The following is an 18,284-nucleotide window of genomic DNA, read 5'->3' on the forward strand; positions in this document are numbered from 1 at the left end:
CCAGGTCCTATCATACTTTGAATAATAAGAACCTGTAAAGAGGGGCCGGATTTTTACACGAGTGTTTGTATTCCGGCTAACACAAGGCCAATCACAAAACCGCAGACAGCACCGTTTACCCGAATCCATTGAAGGTCTTTGCCAATGTGGTTTTCCATCATGCTGACAAGCGTTTCATTATCCAGTTTGTTTAAATTTTCTTCTACTAGCTTGCCTATTTTTGAATGGTTTTCTTCCACGAGAGCGGCGATTTGTTTTTGAACCCAATTTTCCATACCGCTGATTTTGTCCGGGTTTTCTTTTACATTCGCCAGCATCCGTGTCATAAATGGAAGAATGTATAACTCCATACACTTACCGCTTTGAACGAAAGCCGACGCTTTTTGCTGAATGCCAATCAGAATTTCCGTTATTTTGTCAGAAAGATCCCACTCGGCAAGTGCTTTCTGTTTTCTCGCTTCAACGACGTTCATCCATTCTTCCCGTTCTGTGATACTTTGCATTTCCTCTCGTACTTTTATTAAAAACGCCTGCCTGTTTAAATTATCAGGCTGCTTCACATCCATAAGCGCATTCCGCAAAAGATTCTGCAGAAGATTGCCAAGCTTTTCTTCGCTCAGCATTTGCTGAAACGACTTTAGGGCAAACTGCATAAACCCATCCATTTCCAATCCTTCGATTGCTTTTAACGCTGTTCGGCCAAGCTGGCGGCTCGTTTCATTTTTATTGATCCAATTTTCAGCACGGCCAAGCAAATAATCAAGCACTTTTTCATCGTGTTTTTGTTCAATTAGTTTTTGAACGGCTGCTTCAATCACGCGGCTTGCGTCTATGGAAGAAAGAGCCGTTTTTAATTCTTTTTCGATGAGCGGCGTTATGGTTTCCACATCAATGGACCGGATGAGCTGGTCGAGAATCGCATTGATCTCTTTTTGAACCGGCTCTGACTGAAGCTCTTTTTGGACAACAGGCAGCAGTTTTTCGACCACCTGCACGCTTTCAAGCTTCGTTTGAATGCTTTCTTTCGAGAGCCAGTCATTTTCAAGTGTCGTGACCAGTGCGCCGACTATCTTTTTTCGGTTTTTTGGCAATAGAGCTGTGTGCGGAATCGGGATGCCCGCCGGATGGCGAAATAAAGCCGTCACAGCAAACCAGTCGGCAAGCCCACCGACAAGTCCCGCTTCAAATCCCCCATGTAAAATCCCACCCCACACCGGTCCCTGAAAAGGAATGGTCGCAGCGAAACCGCCTCCCATTACGGCAAGCGATAAACTGGCTAAATGCTTTGATTGTTTTGGTTGTTTAGTTTTCATTTCTTCGTCACCTTTTGCACATAATTTTCATTCTATTATAACAATAAAAGAAAAGATTTTAATGTGAAGCAACTTTTTTTCATACTATATTGACATAACTAAATACTATTTGTTATTCTCAAGTTTATAAAAATCGAATAATAAATCCTCATAGCTGTCTCAATGAGGTAGAGGTTGCGATAATTAAAAGTAGTACACTGGAAGCTTGATGGAGCTCTTGATAGTGGTCGAAAGGAATTATCGCCGAAGCTCGAAGGATCCATTTTATCTTTTGAGCTGGGTTTGCATCGAACAGGTGTAAAACTGTCACAGGACTATTCTGTGGAGAACTATAAAGGGACAGAGGATGAGGGTTATTTTAAAACACAAGTGTCCCGTACATTTGTGTTTTTTATTTAGGAGGAAAAGAAATGGAGAAAAAATGGGGATTGTGGCTTCTGACAGCGATTGTTGTTGGGAATATGGTCGGTTCCGGCATTTTTATGCTTCCAACTACGCTGGCGCAAATGGCCAGCCCTTTAGGAGTAGCACTTGCCTGGCTTCTGACCGGCTTTGGCGTTTTAATGATTGCGCTCGTTTTTAACGCATTGTCCGTCCGCCAGCCTGACTTAACCGGCGGGCCGCAAAGCTATGCACAGGCGCTGTTTCAGTCACCGAAGTATGGAAAAACAGCCGGTTTTTCTATGGTGTGGGGTTACTGGGTGGCCAACTGGATCAGCAATGTAGCCATTATCACCAGCTTTGCCGGCTACTTGTCTGCATTCTTCCCTGTGATGAGAAGTGAGCATATTCTTTTTTCAGCAGGCTCTCAGGAAATTGCACTCGGGCGGGTTTTGACATTTGTTGTTTGCAGCTTATTGCTTTGGGGCACTCATCTTATCTTGATCACAAGCATTAAAAGTGCTGGTAAATTAAACTTTATCGCAACCGCCTCAAAAGTGATTGGATTTATGCTGTTTATTACAGCCGCTTTGTTTGTTTTTCAGTTATCAAATTTCGGGGATTTATATACGCCGATAGTGGATAGTGAAGGCGTGTCCCACGGATTGTTCAGCCAGATGAACCTGGCCGCGATTTCTACATTATGGGCTTTTGTCGGCATCGAATCTGCCGTCATCCTGTCAGGACGCGCCAAGTCTCAGCGTGATGTCGGACGCGCTACGGTGTTGGGCCTTTTGATTGCACTTGTTATTTATATGGCGCTTACGCTCATTATTATGGGTGTATTGCCTCAGGAAGTATTAAAAACATCTGACAAGCCGTTTGTTGATGCTCTTTCTGTTTTAATTGGGGAAACTGGAGCGACTGTGATGGCTCTCCTGGCGGTAATCTCCTTGTTCGGTTCAACCATCGGATGGATTTTGCTTAGTTCAGAGGTGCCTTACAACGCAGCCAAAACAGGCATCTTCCCATCTTATTTTGCCAAGTTAAATAAAAAAGGAAGTCCGGCTCGGGCTTTAACGGCCACAAATATGATGTCACAAATTTTTATTTTCTCAACAATTTCCGGCACAATCAGTGAAGCATATACGTTTTTAACGACATCTGCCACACTTGCTTACTTGATTCCTTACTTAGTATCAGCGTTGTTCCTTTTAAAGCTTTCATTAAAAGGAGATATTTACGAACCGGGAGACAAGTCGCGTTTGCCCCACGGAATAATAGCGGCACTCGCTTTTATTTACTCTATATGGGTGATCAAGTCCGGTACGGCTGATTGGACAACTTTTTCGTTAGGCATGGGATTGTTTTTGTTAGGGGTTGTTCTCTACCCTCTTCTTATACGTCTTCGATTGGTTAAATAATGTGCTTCGGCGCGTATATTAAAAAATCCGTCCCGGTTTTCGGGACGGATTTTTTATTACTGATTTAATTTAGAGCGTTTTTTTGAATAAGCAAAGTAAATGACTACGCCGATCACCAGCCAGATAGCAAAGCGAATCCATGTTTCCGCGCCAAGCTGCAGAATTAAGAACCCGCAGAACAAAATGGCCAAAATAGGCACAAGCGGCACAGCCGGACAACGAAAAGCACGCGGCAGATCAGGCTGTTTAACCCGCAACACAATAACGGCCACTGACACTAAAATAAACGCGGACAAAGTTCCGATGTTAATAAGTTTTGCCAGTTCATCAAGAGAAATAAACGCGCCCAGCAGCCCGGCAATTAACCCGAAAAACCATGTAGCAACATAAGGTGTTTGATACTTTTTATGCACTTTCGACAAAATCGGCGGCATTAACCCGTCTCTTGACATAGAAAACATAACCCGTGTTTGTCCATATAACATAACGAGCATGACCGTTGTCATACCGAGGATTGCTCCAAGATCGATCACACCGGCTACCCAGTTTTGACCGGAAACCTGTAAAGGCAGCGAAATCGGATGAGCGACTCCTTCAAATTGCATGAAAGGAACAACACCCGTCATAATAGCTGAAACAGTAACGTAAAGCAGGGTACAAACAAATAAGGACGAAAGAATCCCGATCGGCAAATCTCTTTTTGGATTTTTTGTTTCTTCCGCAGCAGATGCGACGGCATCAAACCCGATAAAAGCAAAAAAGACGAGCGCCGCAGCCGCAAAAACGCCATCAAAACCAAATGGCATAAACGGGTCCCAGTTAGCGGGCTTTACATATCCAGCCGCAACCACAATAAACAGCAGCACAACCGCAATTTTAATGATAACCATGATATTATTGACCCGCTTCGATTGCTTAACGCCAATCGAAAGCAAAAACGTAATCAGCATAACAATTAAAAATGCCGGAAGATTAAAATACGTTGTCGTTCCTTCAATCGTGCCCGGAGCCGCTGTTAAAGCAGTAGGGATATGCAGCCCGAACCCTGCAAGCAATGACTGGAAATAGCCAGACCATCCAACTGATACAGCACTTACCGCCAGTAAATACTCAAGTACTAAATCCCACCCGATCATAAAAGCGATAAATTCACCAAGCGTCAAGTAGGTGTATGTGTAAACAGAACCGGAAACGGGAACTGTTGACGCAAATTCCGCATAAGACAAAGCGGCAAACAAGCAGGCAAGAGCGGCAATGACAAACGATATAATAAGCGCCGGCCCCGCTGTTAAGGCACCTGTGCCCGTTAAAACAAAAATACCTGTTCCGATAATGGCGCCGATTCCCAGCATGGTTAAATCAAATGCACCCAGTTCTTTCTTTAATGTATTGCCTTTAGAGGGTCCATCTATTAAATCTTTAATACTTTTTTTGCGAAACAAAGAATTACTCATATTTTTTCCTCACTTTCTGAAAATTTATTATATTAGAGTAATAGTATAATTAGCAACAAAAAATTCAAAATTATTTCTTGAAAATTTAACTAAAAAATTACGTTTGATTAGTTCGCTTTATATAAAGTCTTTACCCCCTCTTTTATCCGTGTCTACACCTGAGTAATTTAATGTTTTGTAAAGATGCAATTGCATGTCTTGAAAGAATTTAAAAATTTATGCTACTTTTAATTTAGGAATAAAAAAACAGGTGAACTGCTTAAGAAAGTAACGACTAAAGGAGATGACGATGCAAAAAACCAGTTTCAGCAAGCTAATGGAAATCTTTCTTGTTTCAATCCGGCTTGGGTTTACGTCTTTTGGAGGCCCGGTAGCCCATTTAGGTTATTTTCATGAAGAATATGTACGCAGGCGCAAATGGCTGGATGAAAAAAGCTACGCTGACTTAGTCGCGCTGTGCCAATTTCTCCCTGGTCCGGCAAGCAGCCAGGTTGGGATCGGTATTGGTGTTATGCGTGGCGGCGTTCTTGGCGGCATTTTGGCGTTTCTAGGTTTTACAATGCCCTCTGTGATTGCGTTAATTGTTTTTGCACTTGTACTTCAGGAGGTGGATATTGCCGACGCCGGCTGGATTCATGGGCTGAAAATTGTGGCCGTGGCTGTTGTCGCCCATGCGATTCTTGGCATGGCTGGGAAATTGGCGCCGGATTTAAAACGAAAAGCGATTGTACTCGCCGTGTTGGGAATTGTTCTATTATGGCAGACTGCCTTTACGCAGATCGGTGTCATTGTGATCGCCGGACTCATTGGCTTTCTCCTGTACAAAGATCATAAAATAGACTCGTCTCCTTCATTTGCTTTTCCGCTTTCCCGGACGTTTGGCGGGATTTGTCTTGTTCTCTTTTTTGCGCTGCTTGTTCTTTTGCCGATTTTGCGGGAAGCAACATCGTTAAATTGGATTGCTCTGTTTGACAGCTTTTATCGAAGCGGCGCGCTCGTTTTTGGCGGCGGTCATGTGGTGCTTCCTTTGTTAGAACGTGAATTTGTGCCGGCCGGCTGGCTGACAGCTGAGCAATTTTTAGCTGGCTATGGAGCCGCTCAGGCAGTACCAGGACCGCTTTTTACATTTGCCGCTTATATTGGTGCTCTTATTAATGGCTGGCAGGGTGGATTATTAGCAACATTTGCGATTTTTCTTCCGGCGTTTCTGTTGATTCTCGGCGCTCTCCCTTTCTGGGACACACTTCGCCGCAATCCAAATATTCAAGGTGCGCTCATGGGAGTAAACGCAGCGGTTGTCGGCATCTTGATTGCTGCATTTTACACGCCGATTTGGACAAGCACCATTGTCGATGCGATTGATTTTGTGTTCGCTGCTATCTTGTTCAGTATGCTTATGTATTGGAAACTTTCCCCATGGGTAGTAGTCATTGTTGGTGCTCTTGGCGGCGCGTTGCTTCGTTTATTTACGTAAAGAAAAAAGACTGTCTCCGCATGAAAAGAGACAGTCTTTTTTCTAATTGGAACTTCACTGCTTTTTATCAACATACCTTCCATAGTCCGGAATGGCAATGTTGTCGAATTCTTGAGCTAATTTTTCCAACTCTTTGGATAACTCTTCTCCCGCCATCGGCAATCCATGTCCCGTAACGGCCACAGCCGGTTTCAAGCTTGATAACTCCTGCACAGATTCCTTCGCAGCTTTCCAATCAGTGGTAAAGTACCGTGGCGGTCCACTCACTTCCTGTTTTTGTGTTAAGACTTTATAAAGAGAATCTTGTTTAACTGTTACAAATGCGTCTCCCGCCAGCAGCGTCCTGTCTTTTTCTCTAAACAAGGAAATGTGTCCCGGTGAATGCCCGGGGGTATGAATCCAGCGAAAATCCGGCAGATGCGGCACCGTTCCATCCATTGGCAGCTTCCGTACATTGCTTCCTAAATCGACCGGTTCATTTGGAAACAGCGAAGACATTTTAGCGACCATGCCTCCTTCTACGGTTGGATCTGGTTCAGAATAACTCGTTTGCCCTGTTAAAAAAGGAATTTCCAATTCATGTGCATAAACAGGAACTTCCCAATGCTTCACTAACTCAATAATTGCCCCTACATGGTCGAAATGACCGTGTGTCAGGATAATGGCTTTCGGGCGGCTGTTTGCGCCAAAATATTTTTCGGAAACTGAAACGATCTCGTTTGCAGAACCAGGCATTCCGGCATCAATTAATACAAATTCTTTTGTTTCCGGATTTCCAGCCAAACAAATATTGACGATTTGAATTGTATGACAGAACAACTCCGGCAGTACTTCAATCGACTGGCCGCTTTTTATAGAAGTAGCGGGGACAGGTTTATAATCACTGCCATATTTCATATTTTGGTCCATTTTTTATCCTCCATTATCATAAATGACTAATAGATAGTATTCCTCTTTTTTGATGGACTATTTACGGGGAATTTACAAGCTCATTCTTCAAATAATCGTATAGGACCAATCATATCTCGGATTACAGTAATAGGGGGGTCTCGAACCCGCTTTAGGCACATGATAAGTGGAAGGGGCCGCCGTATAGACGATCTCTTCTTTTTCATCTGACTCGTTTACCAGCAACAGCTTTACTTCATAATCAACTTGACCAGAATGCATGATATTGCCTCCCTCCTGCTTCGTCTTTCCTTACTTTATTCAAATACCCCGCCAGCTTGCGTCTATCCCGAAAAAATTCATTTTTATCAAAATCTTTTATTGAAGCTGCGATTCATCGACAGCAGACATCCATCATACATAAAGTGATGTCAGCTCTTATTTATTGTAAGGAGGAATTGTCATTTCAAATATTGACATCGTAGAAAAGGCCATTAAAACATTTGGAAAGCTTGATATTCTATGTAACCACGTGGGGATCCAGTTTCAGCAATTAAGCCTGCTTGATATTACGGATGAACAATTTGATGACACCTTTAAAGTAAATATTTATTCCCACTTCTACACAACCCGGGCCGCCCTTCCATACTTAGAGGCAGGTAGTTCGATTATTAATACATCCTCCGTTGTCGCGTTTATTGGACATAAAGAACTCAGAGTAAAAGAGGATTTCTAAAAGCCTATTATCCACTCGGTATGCTGGCCTAGTATGAGTGAACGCCGATATATTTCTGATTGCGCCGGAAAGATATATACCAACGCCGAAAAACCCAGTTTTTCGGCGTTAGCGAGAAAAGGTGAATAATAAGAGGCTGTCCCCAAAATCCAGATGTACTTGATTTATAGGACAGCCTCTTTCATTTTAATTATTCTCCTGTTTTTGCAAATCGCTCAATCCGCTCTCCAATTTCGTCACGGACGCGCTGAAATACCGCCCATTTTTCTTCGTCTGTTCCCTGCGCTTTTGCCGGATCATCAAATCCCCAATGCTCGCGTCGAACAGATGGCGGTGTCACCGGACATTTATCTGCCGCGTCGCCGCATAATGTCACGGCAAGTGTCGCGTTATTTAAGATGTCCGGATCGATAATATCCGATGTTTGATCTGAAATGTCAATACCTACTTCGTTCATTGCTTTCACAGCGTTTGGATTTAAGCCATGTGCTTCAATACCGGCGCTTTTCACAATCCATTCATCGCCTAAATATTTTTTCGCCCAGCCTTCCGCCATCTGGCTCCGGCATGAATTTCCTGTGCATAAAAAGTAAATCGTTTTCTTTGACATGTAAATCCTCTCCTTTTATAAAATGATCAGTAACCAGATATACAAGCCGACAAGTGTGATAAAGAGTGTCGGAATGGTTAAAATAATCCCTGTTTTTAAATAAGTGCCCCATGAGATTTTCACGCCTTTTAAGCTTAATACATGCAGCCATAGAAGCGTCGCAAGAGAACCAATTGGGGTAATTTTCGGCCCTAAATCCGAACCAATCACATTCGCGTAAATAAGCGCTTCACGAATCGGCCCGGCCGTATTCGTATCAGCAATCGCCAGCGCATCGATCATGACGGTGGGCATATTGTTCATGACCGATGACAAAATCGCCGCGATAAAGCCCATTCCGATTGTGGCTGCGAATAACCCTTGGTCGGCTGTCGCTTGAATCATATCAGACAAAACGGCTGTTAAGCCCGCATTTCGCAGGCCATACACGACCACATACATCCCGATCGAGAAAAAAACAATTGCCCACGGCGCACCTTTTACGACAGCTTTTGTATGAACAGCGGGGCTTTTTCTTGCCATCGATAAAAAGAAAATGGCAACAATACCCGCAATGATCGACACTGGAATGTCCAGCGGTTCACTTGCAAAATAGCCGACAAGAAGCACGCCGAGCACATACCAGGACAAGTGAAACATTTTAATATCCTTAATGGCGGATGCAGGTTCCTTCAAGTCAGACAAGCTATAGTTTTTCGGAATGCTTTTGCGGAAAAACAAGTACAGTACTAAAATACTGGCACCTAATGAGAAAAAGTTCGGCACAATCATCCGTGACGCGTATTCAATAAAACCGATGCCGAAAAAATCCGCCGAAACGATATTGACCAGGTTGCTGACAACAAGCGGCAGTGACGTCGTATCCGCAATAAATCCGCTTGCCATGATAAAAGGAAAGACCATTTTTTCTTCAAACTGCAAGTTGCGCACCATTGCCAATACGATCGGTGTTAAAATCAGCGCCGCACCATCATTGGCGAAAAGCGCTGCGACGACCGCACCAAGCAGAATGACATATATAAACATTTTCACGCCATTTCCGCCGGCGGCTCTCGCCATATGTAACGCCGCCCATTCAAAAAAGCCGATTTCATCTAAAATAAGCGAAATTAAAATAAGAGCGACAAACGTTAAAGTCGCGTTCCAGACAATCGATGTCACATCGATCACATCGCCAAAATCAACAACGCCGACAATCAAGGCAGCCGCTGCCCCGATGCATGCTGACCAGCCGATCGACAACCCTTTTGGCTGCCAGATAACAAGGATAAGTGTAACTAAAAAAATAAGAGATGCTGCAATAACTGAAAACAAAATTTCTTTCTCCTTTCTACTCGCAGGAAATGCGCCGTCCTTGCGCTTCCAGCTCTCCAAACCGTTCCTGTTGATCCGGCAGGTGATTCAATAAATCTTCAATAAGCTTGGCGTATTCGCTATCCGGATTCAGCGAATAAAAAATCCATTGACCCCGGCGTGTTTCCTGGACGATGCCTGCATCTTTCATTTTACGTAAATGCTGGCTGATGGCTGGCTGGCTCATATCAAATAGTGCCGTAAACTCGCAGACGCAGCACTCATGTGACTGAAGCATCTTCATCATTGTTAAGCGGGTTTTATCGCCCAGCAATTTTAATACGTGCGCTGTTTTTTGAACATTCAATGTTATACCAGCGTTCATGATCATTCCTCCTGTCTTGAATCATCATATAATAATGTGCTTATATAAGCAATTGCGAATATAAAAACCCATTCAACATAACTGAATGGGTTTTTATGAAGTCAATCATCATCGTCTTGAGCATCGTCCCCGTCGTCCTGATCATCCTGATCATCCTCGTCATCCTGTACCGGAGCGGATGGTCCGGAGGCTGGGGTTGGTTCCGGATCTGGTTCTGCTTTTGGCATAGCAGCCGGTGCTGATGGAGCATTAACGGGTTTTGATTCTGGTTCAACAGGCGCTTCCTTTTTTACATGGTTAAATCGCGAAATAGACGACACTTTTGCGGTAGCAGCCTGGACATATACGTGAGCGCCTCCACCATCATTTTCCACTGTCACTTTGTAATGATCGCCTGAGTTTGTTTCAACCGTTTCAATCCTGGTGACATTTCCATCCACTTCACGAGCGGCGGCCTCTTTCGCAGTTAGTTCTGAAACAACAGATGGTTTTGCTTCTTGCGGGACCGACATCGCGTCCGCAACTTTGATTTCATCAGATGAGACAGTTTCTCCCGTTTCCAAGTTGAAGACAAACCGGTAGTTTGTTCCATTTTTATCCACTATTGCTTCCGCTCTCGGTTCTCCATCACCCGTTATATCACTAATCGATGTAACTACACCATTTGAATCTCTGCTAATTTGTTCTCTCGCTTCATCAAGTGTCAATGTGGTTTCGCTCTTCTCAAGCAGCTTTACATTGCTAACTTTTTTCGACTGTCCGTCAACAGACAATGCGTAGGTACCTTTATCATTTTCAAGCACAATTTCATATACCTGCCTGTCTTTATTCCACTCGATTGACTGGACTTCACCGTCATACGTTGATACGGCGAGCGATTCTGCTTCTGCTTCTGACACCGCTGCCGGACGTTCAACGATATATCCCTTATATAAAACAACAACAAGACCAATAAAGATAAACGCGATCAAAAATAATTTCATCTTCATTCTTTACGCCTCCGATTTGGGCAAAAGCACAGTAAAGACAGATCCTTCCTTTTCCATGCTGCTCATCTTAATCATGCCGCCGTGCTGCTCGGCAATGCGTTTCGCAATTGACAAGCCAAGCCCGGAGCCACCCGTTTTTCTGCCTCTCACTTTATCCACTCGGTAAAACCGGTCAAATATATATGGCTGCGCTTCTTTCGGAATGCCAATGCCGTAATCCTTTACTTGAAGCTGAATGACCTCATGATCCTGATTGAGTGACACGTGAATGACGTCGTCGCTGTATTTCCTCGCATTATCAAGCAAGATTATCAGCAATTGTACGAAGCTTTGTTCATGCACATCAGCCATGATGACCGGCCTTTGAATGGTGTATTGAATGTCATTTTCATACATGACTCGAAGCCGTTTTACTGTCTGTTCAACGAGTGGTGAGATGTTCATTTTTCCCCGTTCATTTTCAATCAGCTCTTCTGACACTGCTAACTGCAAAAGCTGCTCCGTTAAATAACGCATCCGGCTTGATTCTGATTCAATCGCTGACAGCGCTTCTTCCATCACGTCCGGCCGGGTTGTTCCCCATCGCCGGAGAAGCTTTATATAGCTGAAAATAACGGTGAGAGGCGTTTTCAGCTCATGAGAAGCATCCGAAACAAATTGTTCCTGCTTTAGGTAGCTTGCTTCAAGCCGATCGATCATCCTGTTAAACGTTGACGCTAAAATGGTCAGCTCATCTTTTGTTTCTTTTTTCACATCAATTCGTTCGTATGATTCATTTTCTTCAATTGTTTTCATCGTGTACGTCAGCTCTTGAATTGGCCTTGAGATCCACTTGCCGAGAAACCAGCTTACTAGAAACAACACGAATGCCAAAACAATAGACGTCACAATCAGCACCCATTTCAAATCATCGATTGTTTCATAGAGACGGTCGATGTTTTCGACGATCTGCAAATTGATAACCGCTCCATCATCGCCAATGACCGGCACAGATATGACAGCAAAACGGGCGTCGCGAAATGTGATCACCTGCTCGAATTGATCGTCTTTAAAAGCAGTTTGAATAAAGAAAAAATCTTTGTCGGTTGATACTTGGTCAACTGGTGTACCGTCTTCAAGCACGATACGAATAAGTCCGTTGCTAATTAAGTATGCTTGAAGCACCTGCTCGGTTGTTTGGTCCTCACGTGAATTTAATTTTTTAATGACTGTTTCGGCAATCCCGATCAGCCGGTCCTGCTCCGAGGAAATACTGCGGCTTTCAAACAGCAAATAAATGGCCGTATTGGCCGTCAGCAAAAGAAAAACAATTAATCCTGTGATCGACAGCTGGATACGTGTACCAAGTTTCATTCTTTCAATCCTTTATCATGTAACCGACGCTTCGAACCGTTTGAATGAGAGGCGCCGCTTCTGTATGATGCAGTTTCTTACGGAGATAGCGGATGTAGACATCAACGACATTTGTGTCGCCAAAATAGTCATATCCCCATACCTCATTTAAGATTTGGGCGCGTTCAAGCGCATGATTTTTATTGAGAGCCAAATAAAGCAGCAAATCATATTCACGCGGCGTTAACTCGACAGCTTTGTCATTTGCAAATGCTTCGCGCGTATTGGGATAAATGGTTACGTGCCGGATAGACAGCACATTTTCTTCTGCTTGTTTCACGTGAAACCGCAAATGTGAACGAATTCTCGCCAGCAATTCCTCGATTTCAAATGGCTTAGTCATATAATCATTTGCTCCGGCATCAAGACCGCTTACTTTATCAAAAACCGAATTGCGCGCTGTCAGCATAATAATAATTAAAGATTCATTGATCGATCGAATGCGGCGAAGCACTTCCATGCCATTCAACTCTGGAATCATGACATCCAGCAAGACAAGATCAACCGCTTCCTTCTCAATAACAGCCAGGGCGTCACGGCCGTTGTAAGCTGTACTTGTCTGAAACCCTTCATATTCAAGCTCCAGCTGAATAACACGCGCAATTTGTTCATCATCTTCTACAATTAAAATATGACCGCTCATTTTTTCACCTCGTTCAAATTGACAGACCTGTCCAGCTCCAATATGTAAAGTAAAACAGCAGCATTACTATGATATAAAGCGGCAGCAAATACAAGCTGATTTTGAGCAAATCCTTTGCTTCATAGGAAACCTCGCCTTCTTCATAAAAAATCAGCAGCGCCTTGGAGCTGACCGGAAATGTTACACAGTAATTCATGCCGATTAAACTTAGAAAAACAACGCTCGTCACGTTCGCGTTAATAGCTTGTCCAAACAGGATCAAGCTTGGAATAAAGACAATCGCGCGGGTTGTATGCGACGTAATATAAAGGTGACTTGTCGTTGTCACCAACAAAATTACTACTACCATAAACCATTCTGGCATTTGTGTAAATAAGTGCAAAATACTCATAATTTCTCGCTCAAGCCAAACGACAACGCCTGCTTCAACGAGCAAAGTGCCAAGTGCCGCCGCCGCAGCCACAAACAAAATTAAGTTCCATGAAACCGATTTAACTCCTTGATTCCACGTCATAATGCCAAAACGCGGCAGCATAAACAGTAAGGCACCGACAATCGTTGTAAAACCAAGATCGTATCCGTGTAACTCTTCTGTCATCCATGCCATGGCAATCAATCCAATAAGCCAGACTGTTTTTTTCTCTTTTTCTTTTAAAGGCTCGATACGCGTTTCTTCTATTATTAAACTTTCATCATTTCGTGCTCTTTTCGGCCAAAGCTGCCATTTCATTACATAATACGATAAAAGCGTAACGGTCACGGTAAACGGAACACTCCAAACAAGCCATTGCACAAATGAAATGGTTTCACCTGCCGATGCTTCCAATAATCCTATTCCAATCAAATGAGAGCCTGTACCAATTAATGTAGCGGACGTGCTCATTAAAATGATAACCGGCGCCATAATGGCCAGGGCTTCATTTTCCTGTTTTGAAATAGAATGCCGCAGCTGCTTTATAATCGGTATTGACAGTGCGGCTCGTCCTGATGTCGATGGGATAAAAAAGGCGGACAGTACTAAAAGCGATGCTAAACGGCCCAAAACCGAATGACCACTAGTAAGAATCATCCGGCTGAACCGCTCGGCCAGTCCCGATTGCTTGACCGCTTCCCCAATTATAAAGGAACCGACCATCAGCCAGACCACTTCCTCCGACAAAGAAGAATAAAGCAGCTCCGGCTCTGATGCTCTCATTAAAATGGCGAAAGCGAGTACTCCTACAGCAACAAGCCCCGCTGGTATTTTTGTAGCTATCCAAAGGGTCATTGCGGATAAAAAAGAAAAAAGGACGATTTTTCCGCTGTACGTAAGAGGATCAATATACACAATCATAAGCGCGTAAAAAACGTGCAAAGCTGTAATGGACAGCATCCGCGTCGAATATCGATCAAGCTGTTCCATCAGCGACGGCTTTCTCTTTGCCCGCAAAGCAGATCGCTGTATCATGTTTTCTCCTCCTGACGCACCGTTTGTTTAACGCCGATTTTCATTCCGATCGATACTTGGCGCAATATACAATCCACACTTTCTTCAATCCATTGCGGCGCTTTAAAAATTGCTTTTTCAAGTGTCGCCGGCTTTTGAATAATGCTTATATACGCATCAATACCTGCTTCGTAATTCAGCTCGGCTCCACGGCCGATTGTGCCCGTAATAGCAATGACTGGAATACCGTGTTTTTTCGCAATACGGGCGACTTCACACGGAATTTTGCCTTGTGGCGTTTGAAAATCGATGCTGCCTTCCGCTGTAATAACAAGGTCAGCACCTACAATTTTATCCTCAATTTGAATAAATTCCATAATCAGGTCAAAGCGCGGATAAAGAATCGCAGGTGTAAAAGCGAGAAGGGCCGCACCAAGTCCGCCAGATGCACCGCTTCCTGGCATATGTCCCACTTGGATCCCTATTTCATTCTCAATTAGCTTCGCATAATGATCAAATGCATCACTTAATAATTGTACTTGCCTGGGAGACGCTCCTTTTTGAGGTCCAAATACACGAGCAACACCTTTTTCACCGCATAAAACGTTTGTCCAGTTGCACGCTACATCAATTGGGGTGTCTTTCAGCCTTGGATCTATCATGGACAAGTCAATGGATTGAACGTGAAGCAAATCTTCTCCCCCGGTCACATAAATGACTTCATGATGTTTATTTAAGAACTGCACCCCGAGTGCCTGTGCCATACCTGCCCCGCCATCAGATGTTCCTGAATCACCACATCCAATCATAATTCGATCGACTCCAAGACAAAGCGCGTCTCGAATTAGCTCGCCCACACCGTATGTCGTTGTTTTCAAAGGATTACGCGCATTTCTCGGCACAAGCTTCAGCCCGGCAGCTGCAGCCATCTCGATAACGGCGGTTCGCTCATTGCCTTCTACATAAACCCCGTAATGGCTGACAATCTGTTCTCCAGTCGGACCGGTTATCTTTTTGTGAATTAATTCACCGTTTTTAATGGCCACTATCGTTTTCGCAAAACCTTCCCCGCCATCCATCATCGGCACAAGCGCCGTTTGAATGCATGGATCAAATCGCTTTGCCCCTGCTTCCATTGCTACAGCTACTTCATTCGCATCCATACACTCTTTAAATCCCGATGGAATCATAACTACCTTCATCGTATTTCCTCCTCGTTTTCTTCATTACGATTACAATAGCCAACAATTCCTAATGCTTTCTAAGAAAATCATTAAGATTTAATGAGAAAAACATTTTACATTATCATATTAGAAAATATTTTTATTAATAATTATTATAATTAAATATTGACTTTCGTATGAGAAGTGTTATCATTACGTTATAAGCAAAAAATAATTGATGAGGTGATTAATGTGATCGAAAAAAACAATCGTTTGACGACCAGCTGGGGTGCTCCTGTTGGCGATAACCAAAACTCACAAACAGCTGGACAAAGCGGACCAACATTAATTCAAGACGTTCATTTGCTTGAAAAATTGGCGCACTTTAACCGGGAACGTGTACCTGAGCGCGTTGTTCATGCGAAAGGTGCCGGCGCACACGGTTATTTCGAAGTAACAAACAGCGAGATTTCGAAATATACAAAAGCTGACTTCTTGTCAGAAGCAGGAAAACGCACACCAATGTTTATCCGTTTCTCAACTGTAGCAGGCGAGCTCGGTTCTGCGGACACAGTACGTGACCCACGCGGCTTCGCCGTGAAGTTCTATACAGAAGAAGGAAACTATGATTTGGTCGGAAACAACACGCCTGTGTTCTTTATTCGCGACGCGATTAAATTCCCTGACTTCATTCATACACAAAAACGCGATCCGCAAACACATTTGAAAAACCCGACAGCGGTATGGGATTTCTGGTCATTGTCACCTGAATCACTTCATCAAGTAACGATTTTGATGTCTGATCGCGGCATCCCGGCAACACTTCGCCATCAGCACGGCTTCGGAAGCCATACATTTAAATGGGTCAACGAGCAAGGACAAGCCGTTTGGGTGAAATACCACTTTAAAACAGACCAAGGCGTGAAAAATCTTGACGTAGACTTGGCAGCGAAATTAGCAGGTGAAAACCCTGATTATCATACAGAAGATTTATTTAACGCAATTGAGAATGGCGATTTCCCTTCTTGGACGCTTCATGTTCAGATTATGCCAGTGGAAGACGCAGACACATACAAATGGGATCCGTTTGATGTCACAAAAGTATGGTCACAAAAAGATTATCCATTAATCGAAGTGGGTAAAATGGTGCTAGACCGTAATCCTGAAAACTACTTTGCGGAAGTGGAACAGGCTACGTTCTCTCCAGGCGCATTCGTTCCTGGTATCGAAGCATCGCCGGACAAAATGCTTCAAGGCCGTTTGTTTGCATATTCTGATGCGGCCCGTTACCGTGTCGGTGCGAATCATAATACACTCCCAATCAACGCGCCAAAAGCACCAGTAAACAACCATCAGCGCGATGGCCAAATGCGCTTTGACGGAAACGGCGGCAAGTCAGTCTACTACGAGCCAAACAGCTTCGATGGACCAACTGAAACACCGGAAACAAACGTAACGCCGTTTGATATCCATGGACAAGCCGGGACACATGCTTACAGCCATGACGACCATTACACACAAGCCGGAGACCTTTACCGTTTGCTTTCAGAAGATGAGCGCACACGCCTTGTGAATAACATTGTCGGCGCAATGAAGCCGGTTGAACGCGAGGATATTAAACTTCGCCAGATCAGCCACTTCCACAAAGCGGATCCAGAGTATGGAGCACGCGTTGCCGAAGGACTTGGCCTCGCTGTACCTGCTGAGTAAAAAGCGTAATGCGCCTAGAGCTGGACAATGTCCAAAATTATATATTAATTATCTTTTGCAAATAAAAAAGAGGTATCCTGCGCGATCGCCGGATACCTCTTTCATTTTTAACATAAGGAGTGAAAAAAGATGAAAAATAAATTAATTTGCCCAAATTGCCAAACTCCCATGAAAAAACTTAAACATAGCACATTGTGCGGATGCGGTATTAAACTAACAACTATTAATCGGTCAAAACGTTAACGAAACCGTTCTGGAAAATCTGTAATAATCGCCTCAACTGGCACACCGCTTTCGTTAATCCTGTTCCATTCCTTTACCTCATTAATGGTATAAAGACGAAGCAGCATGCCGTGTTTAATCGCTTCTTTTCCGTATTCACTGAGCGCGAAAGAAGTCTGCGTGTGAAGCGCAGTCAGCCCAAGATCTTTCGCTTTCACCAAAGCATCACGCCGAATTTTCCAGACAAGGCCGGCGACTGCAATATACGGATCCAGTTCAATGACCCGTTTAATGCTGTCAAAATTAAATGAAGAAATAATCACTCTTCCCCGCATGTTATAGTGCTCAATCAAATCCAGCACTTTTTTTTCAATCCCATGATAGGGCACTTTATTTGTTTTTAATTCCACATTAATTTGCAATGTGTTTTCAGATGCCCATCTGAAAAATTCATTCAATGTCGGAATTTTTTCACCTGAAAATGCCGCACTAAACCAGCCTCCTGCATCAAGTGCCGCTACTTCTCCAGCCGTCATCTTTTCAATCGCACCTTTTCCATTTGTCGTCCGGTTTACCGTTTCATCATGAATGATGACAATTTCTCCGTCTCGTGTCATTTGCACATCGAGTTCAATGCCGTCCGCCCCTTTTTCAGCGGCAGCTTTAAAGGCGGCCATCGTGTTTTCCGGATGCGTCCCGCTTGCACCGCGATGGGCAAAAATGACCGGCTGCTGATTCATGTGAATCTCCCCTTTTCTAACATCATCCCTCTTATCTTATG

Annotated in this window: 16 protein-coding genes, 1 pseudogene and 1 riboswitch; of the genes and pseudogenes, 4 read left to right on the forward strand and 13 right to left on the reverse strand. The window is 43.7% G+C overall.

Annotated elements, in window-relative coordinates; translation table 11 throughout:
• Positions 1-53 precede the first annotated feature (53 nt).
• The gene (locus tag BA724_RS01555; RefSeq protein ID WP_069936952.1) at positions 54-1,313 is read right to left on the reverse strand and encodes a DUF445 domain-containing protein; all 1,260 of its coding nucleotides are present in this window, start codon (positions 1,311-1,313) and stop codon (positions 54-56) included.
• Between the two features lie 160 nt (positions 1,314-1,473).
• A riboswitch (Lysine riboswitch) is annotated at positions 1,474-1,653 on the forward strand.
• A 70-nt stretch (positions 1,654-1,723) separates the two neighbouring features.
• On the opposite strand from BA724_RS01555, the gene BA724_RS01560 reads away from it, so the two are divergent.
• Positions 1,724-3,118 carry an amino acid permease gene (locus BA724_RS01560; protein WP_069936953.1) on the forward strand — a complete coding sequence of 465 codons (1,395 nt, stop codon included), beginning with the start codon at positions 1,724-1,726 and terminating at the stop codon, positions 3,116-3,118.
• A 56-nt stretch (positions 3,119-3,174) separates the two neighbouring features.
• Here the strand turns inward: BA724_RS01560 and bcaP are convergent, their stop codons facing one another.
• Positions 3,175-4,572: a branched-chain amino acid transporter BcaP gene (bcaP, locus tag BA724_RS01565; protein WP_069936954.1), complete on the reverse strand. Its 1,398-nt coding sequence runs from the start codon at positions 4,570-4,572 to the stop codon at positions 3,175-3,177.
• A 283-nt stretch (positions 4,573-4,855) separates the two neighbouring features.
• Between bcaP and BA724_RS01570 the strand changes: the two genes are divergently transcribed.
• On the forward strand, positions 4,856-6,046 hold the full coding sequence (locus BA724_RS01570) for a chromate transporter (RefSeq protein WP_069936955.1): 1,191 nt from the start codon (positions 4,856-4,858) through the stop codon (positions 6,044-6,046).
• Positions 6,047-6,100: 54 nt separating this feature from the next.
• On the opposite strand, the gene BA724_RS01575 is transcribed toward BA724_RS01570, so the two are convergent.
• Entirely contained in the window at positions 6,101-6,955 is an 855-nt protein-coding gene (locus tag BA724_RS01575; protein ID WP_069936956.1) for an MBL fold metallo-hydrolase, read from the reverse strand.
• An 87-nt stretch (positions 6,956-7,042) separates the two neighbouring features.
• The gene (locus tag BA724_RS18415) at positions 7,043-7,216 is read right to left on the reverse strand and encodes a hypothetical protein (RefSeq protein ID WP_169818473.1); all 174 of its coding nucleotides are present in this window, start codon (positions 7,214-7,216) and stop codon (positions 7,043-7,045) included.
• 190 nt (positions 7,217-7,406) lie between these two features.
• On the opposite strand from BA724_RS18415, the pseudogene BA724_RS17750 reads away from it, so the two are divergent.
• A pseudogene (locus BA724_RS17750) lies at positions 7,407-7,649 on the forward strand (SDR family oxidoreductase); the annotation flags it as partial.
• A 211-nt stretch (positions 7,650-7,860) separates the two neighbouring features.
• On the opposite strand, the gene arsC reads toward BA724_RS17750, so the two are convergent.
• The 8 genes from arsC to BA724_RS01615 form a co-directional block, all read right to left on the reverse strand.
• Positions 7,861-8,280: an arsenate reductase (thioredoxin) gene (gene arsC, locus BA724_RS01580; protein ID WP_069936957.1), complete on the reverse strand. Its 420-nt coding sequence runs from the start codon at positions 8,278-8,280 to the stop codon at positions 7,861-7,863.
• A 15-nt stretch (positions 8,281-8,295) separates the two neighbouring features.
• Positions 8,296-9,594, reverse strand: a complete 1,299-nt coding sequence (locus BA724_RS01585; RefSeq protein ID WP_069936958.1) for an arsenic transporter — start codon at positions 9,592-9,594, stop codon at positions 8,296-8,298.
• Positions 9,595-9,610: 16 nt separating this feature from the next.
• Positions 9,611-9,958, reverse strand: coding sequence for an ArsR/SmtB family transcription factor (locus BA724_RS01590; protein ID WP_069936959.1), 348 nt, complete (start codon positions 9,956-9,958; stop codon positions 9,611-9,613).
• A 101-nt stretch (positions 9,959-10,059) separates the two neighbouring features.
• Entirely contained in the window at positions 10,060-10,947 is an 888-nt protein-coding gene (locus tag BA724_RS01595; RefSeq protein WP_069936960.1) for a PepSY domain-containing protein, read from the reverse strand.
• A 3-nt stretch (positions 10,948-10,950) separates the two neighbouring features.
• Complete coding sequence (locus BA724_RS01600; RefSeq protein ID WP_069936961.1) at positions 10,951-12,300, reverse strand: sensor histidine kinase; 1,350 nt, start codon at positions 12,298-12,300, stop codon at positions 10,951-10,953.
• 4 nt (positions 12,301-12,304) lie between these two features.
• Positions 12,305-12,982, reverse strand: coding sequence for a response regulator transcription factor (locus BA724_RS01605; RefSeq protein ID WP_069936962.1), 678 nt, complete (start codon positions 12,980-12,982; stop codon positions 12,305-12,307).
• A gap of 13 nt (positions 12,983-12,995) precedes the next feature.
• A complete protein-coding gene (locus BA724_RS01610; protein ID WP_069936963.1) occupies positions 12,996-14,429 on the reverse strand; it encodes an SLC13 family permease in 1,434 nt (477 codons plus the stop codon).
• A complete protein-coding gene (locus BA724_RS01615) occupies positions 14,426-15,610 on the reverse strand; it encodes a glycerate kinase family protein (protein WP_069936964.1) in 1,185 nt (394 codons plus the stop codon). Before BA724_RS01615 ends, BA724_RS01610 begins: the two co-directional genes overlap by 4 nt.
• Positions 15,611-15,826: 216 nt before the next feature.
• Between BA724_RS01615 and katA the strand changes: the two genes are divergently transcribed.
• Positions 15,827-17,281 (forward strand): catalase KatA, encoded by a 1,455-nt coding sequence (gene katA, locus BA724_RS01620; RefSeq protein WP_141719844.1) that lies wholly within the window; start codon positions 15,827-15,829, stop codon positions 17,279-17,281.
• 239 nt (positions 17,282-17,520) lie between these two features.
• On the opposite strand, the gene BA724_RS01625 is transcribed toward katA, so the two are convergent.
• Positions 17,521-18,243 carry a glycerophosphodiester phosphodiesterase gene (locus tag BA724_RS01625; protein ID WP_069936966.1) on the reverse strand — a complete coding sequence of 241 codons (723 nt, stop codon included), beginning with the start codon at positions 18,241-18,243 and terminating at the stop codon, positions 17,521-17,523.
• Positions 18,244-18,284: the final 41 nt, after the last annotated feature.

It is taken from the genome of Domibacillus iocasae, from assembly GCF_001750285.1.
Classification (GTDB): domain Bacteria; phylum Bacillota; class Bacilli; order Bacillales; family Domibacillaceae; genus Domibacillus; species Domibacillus iocasae.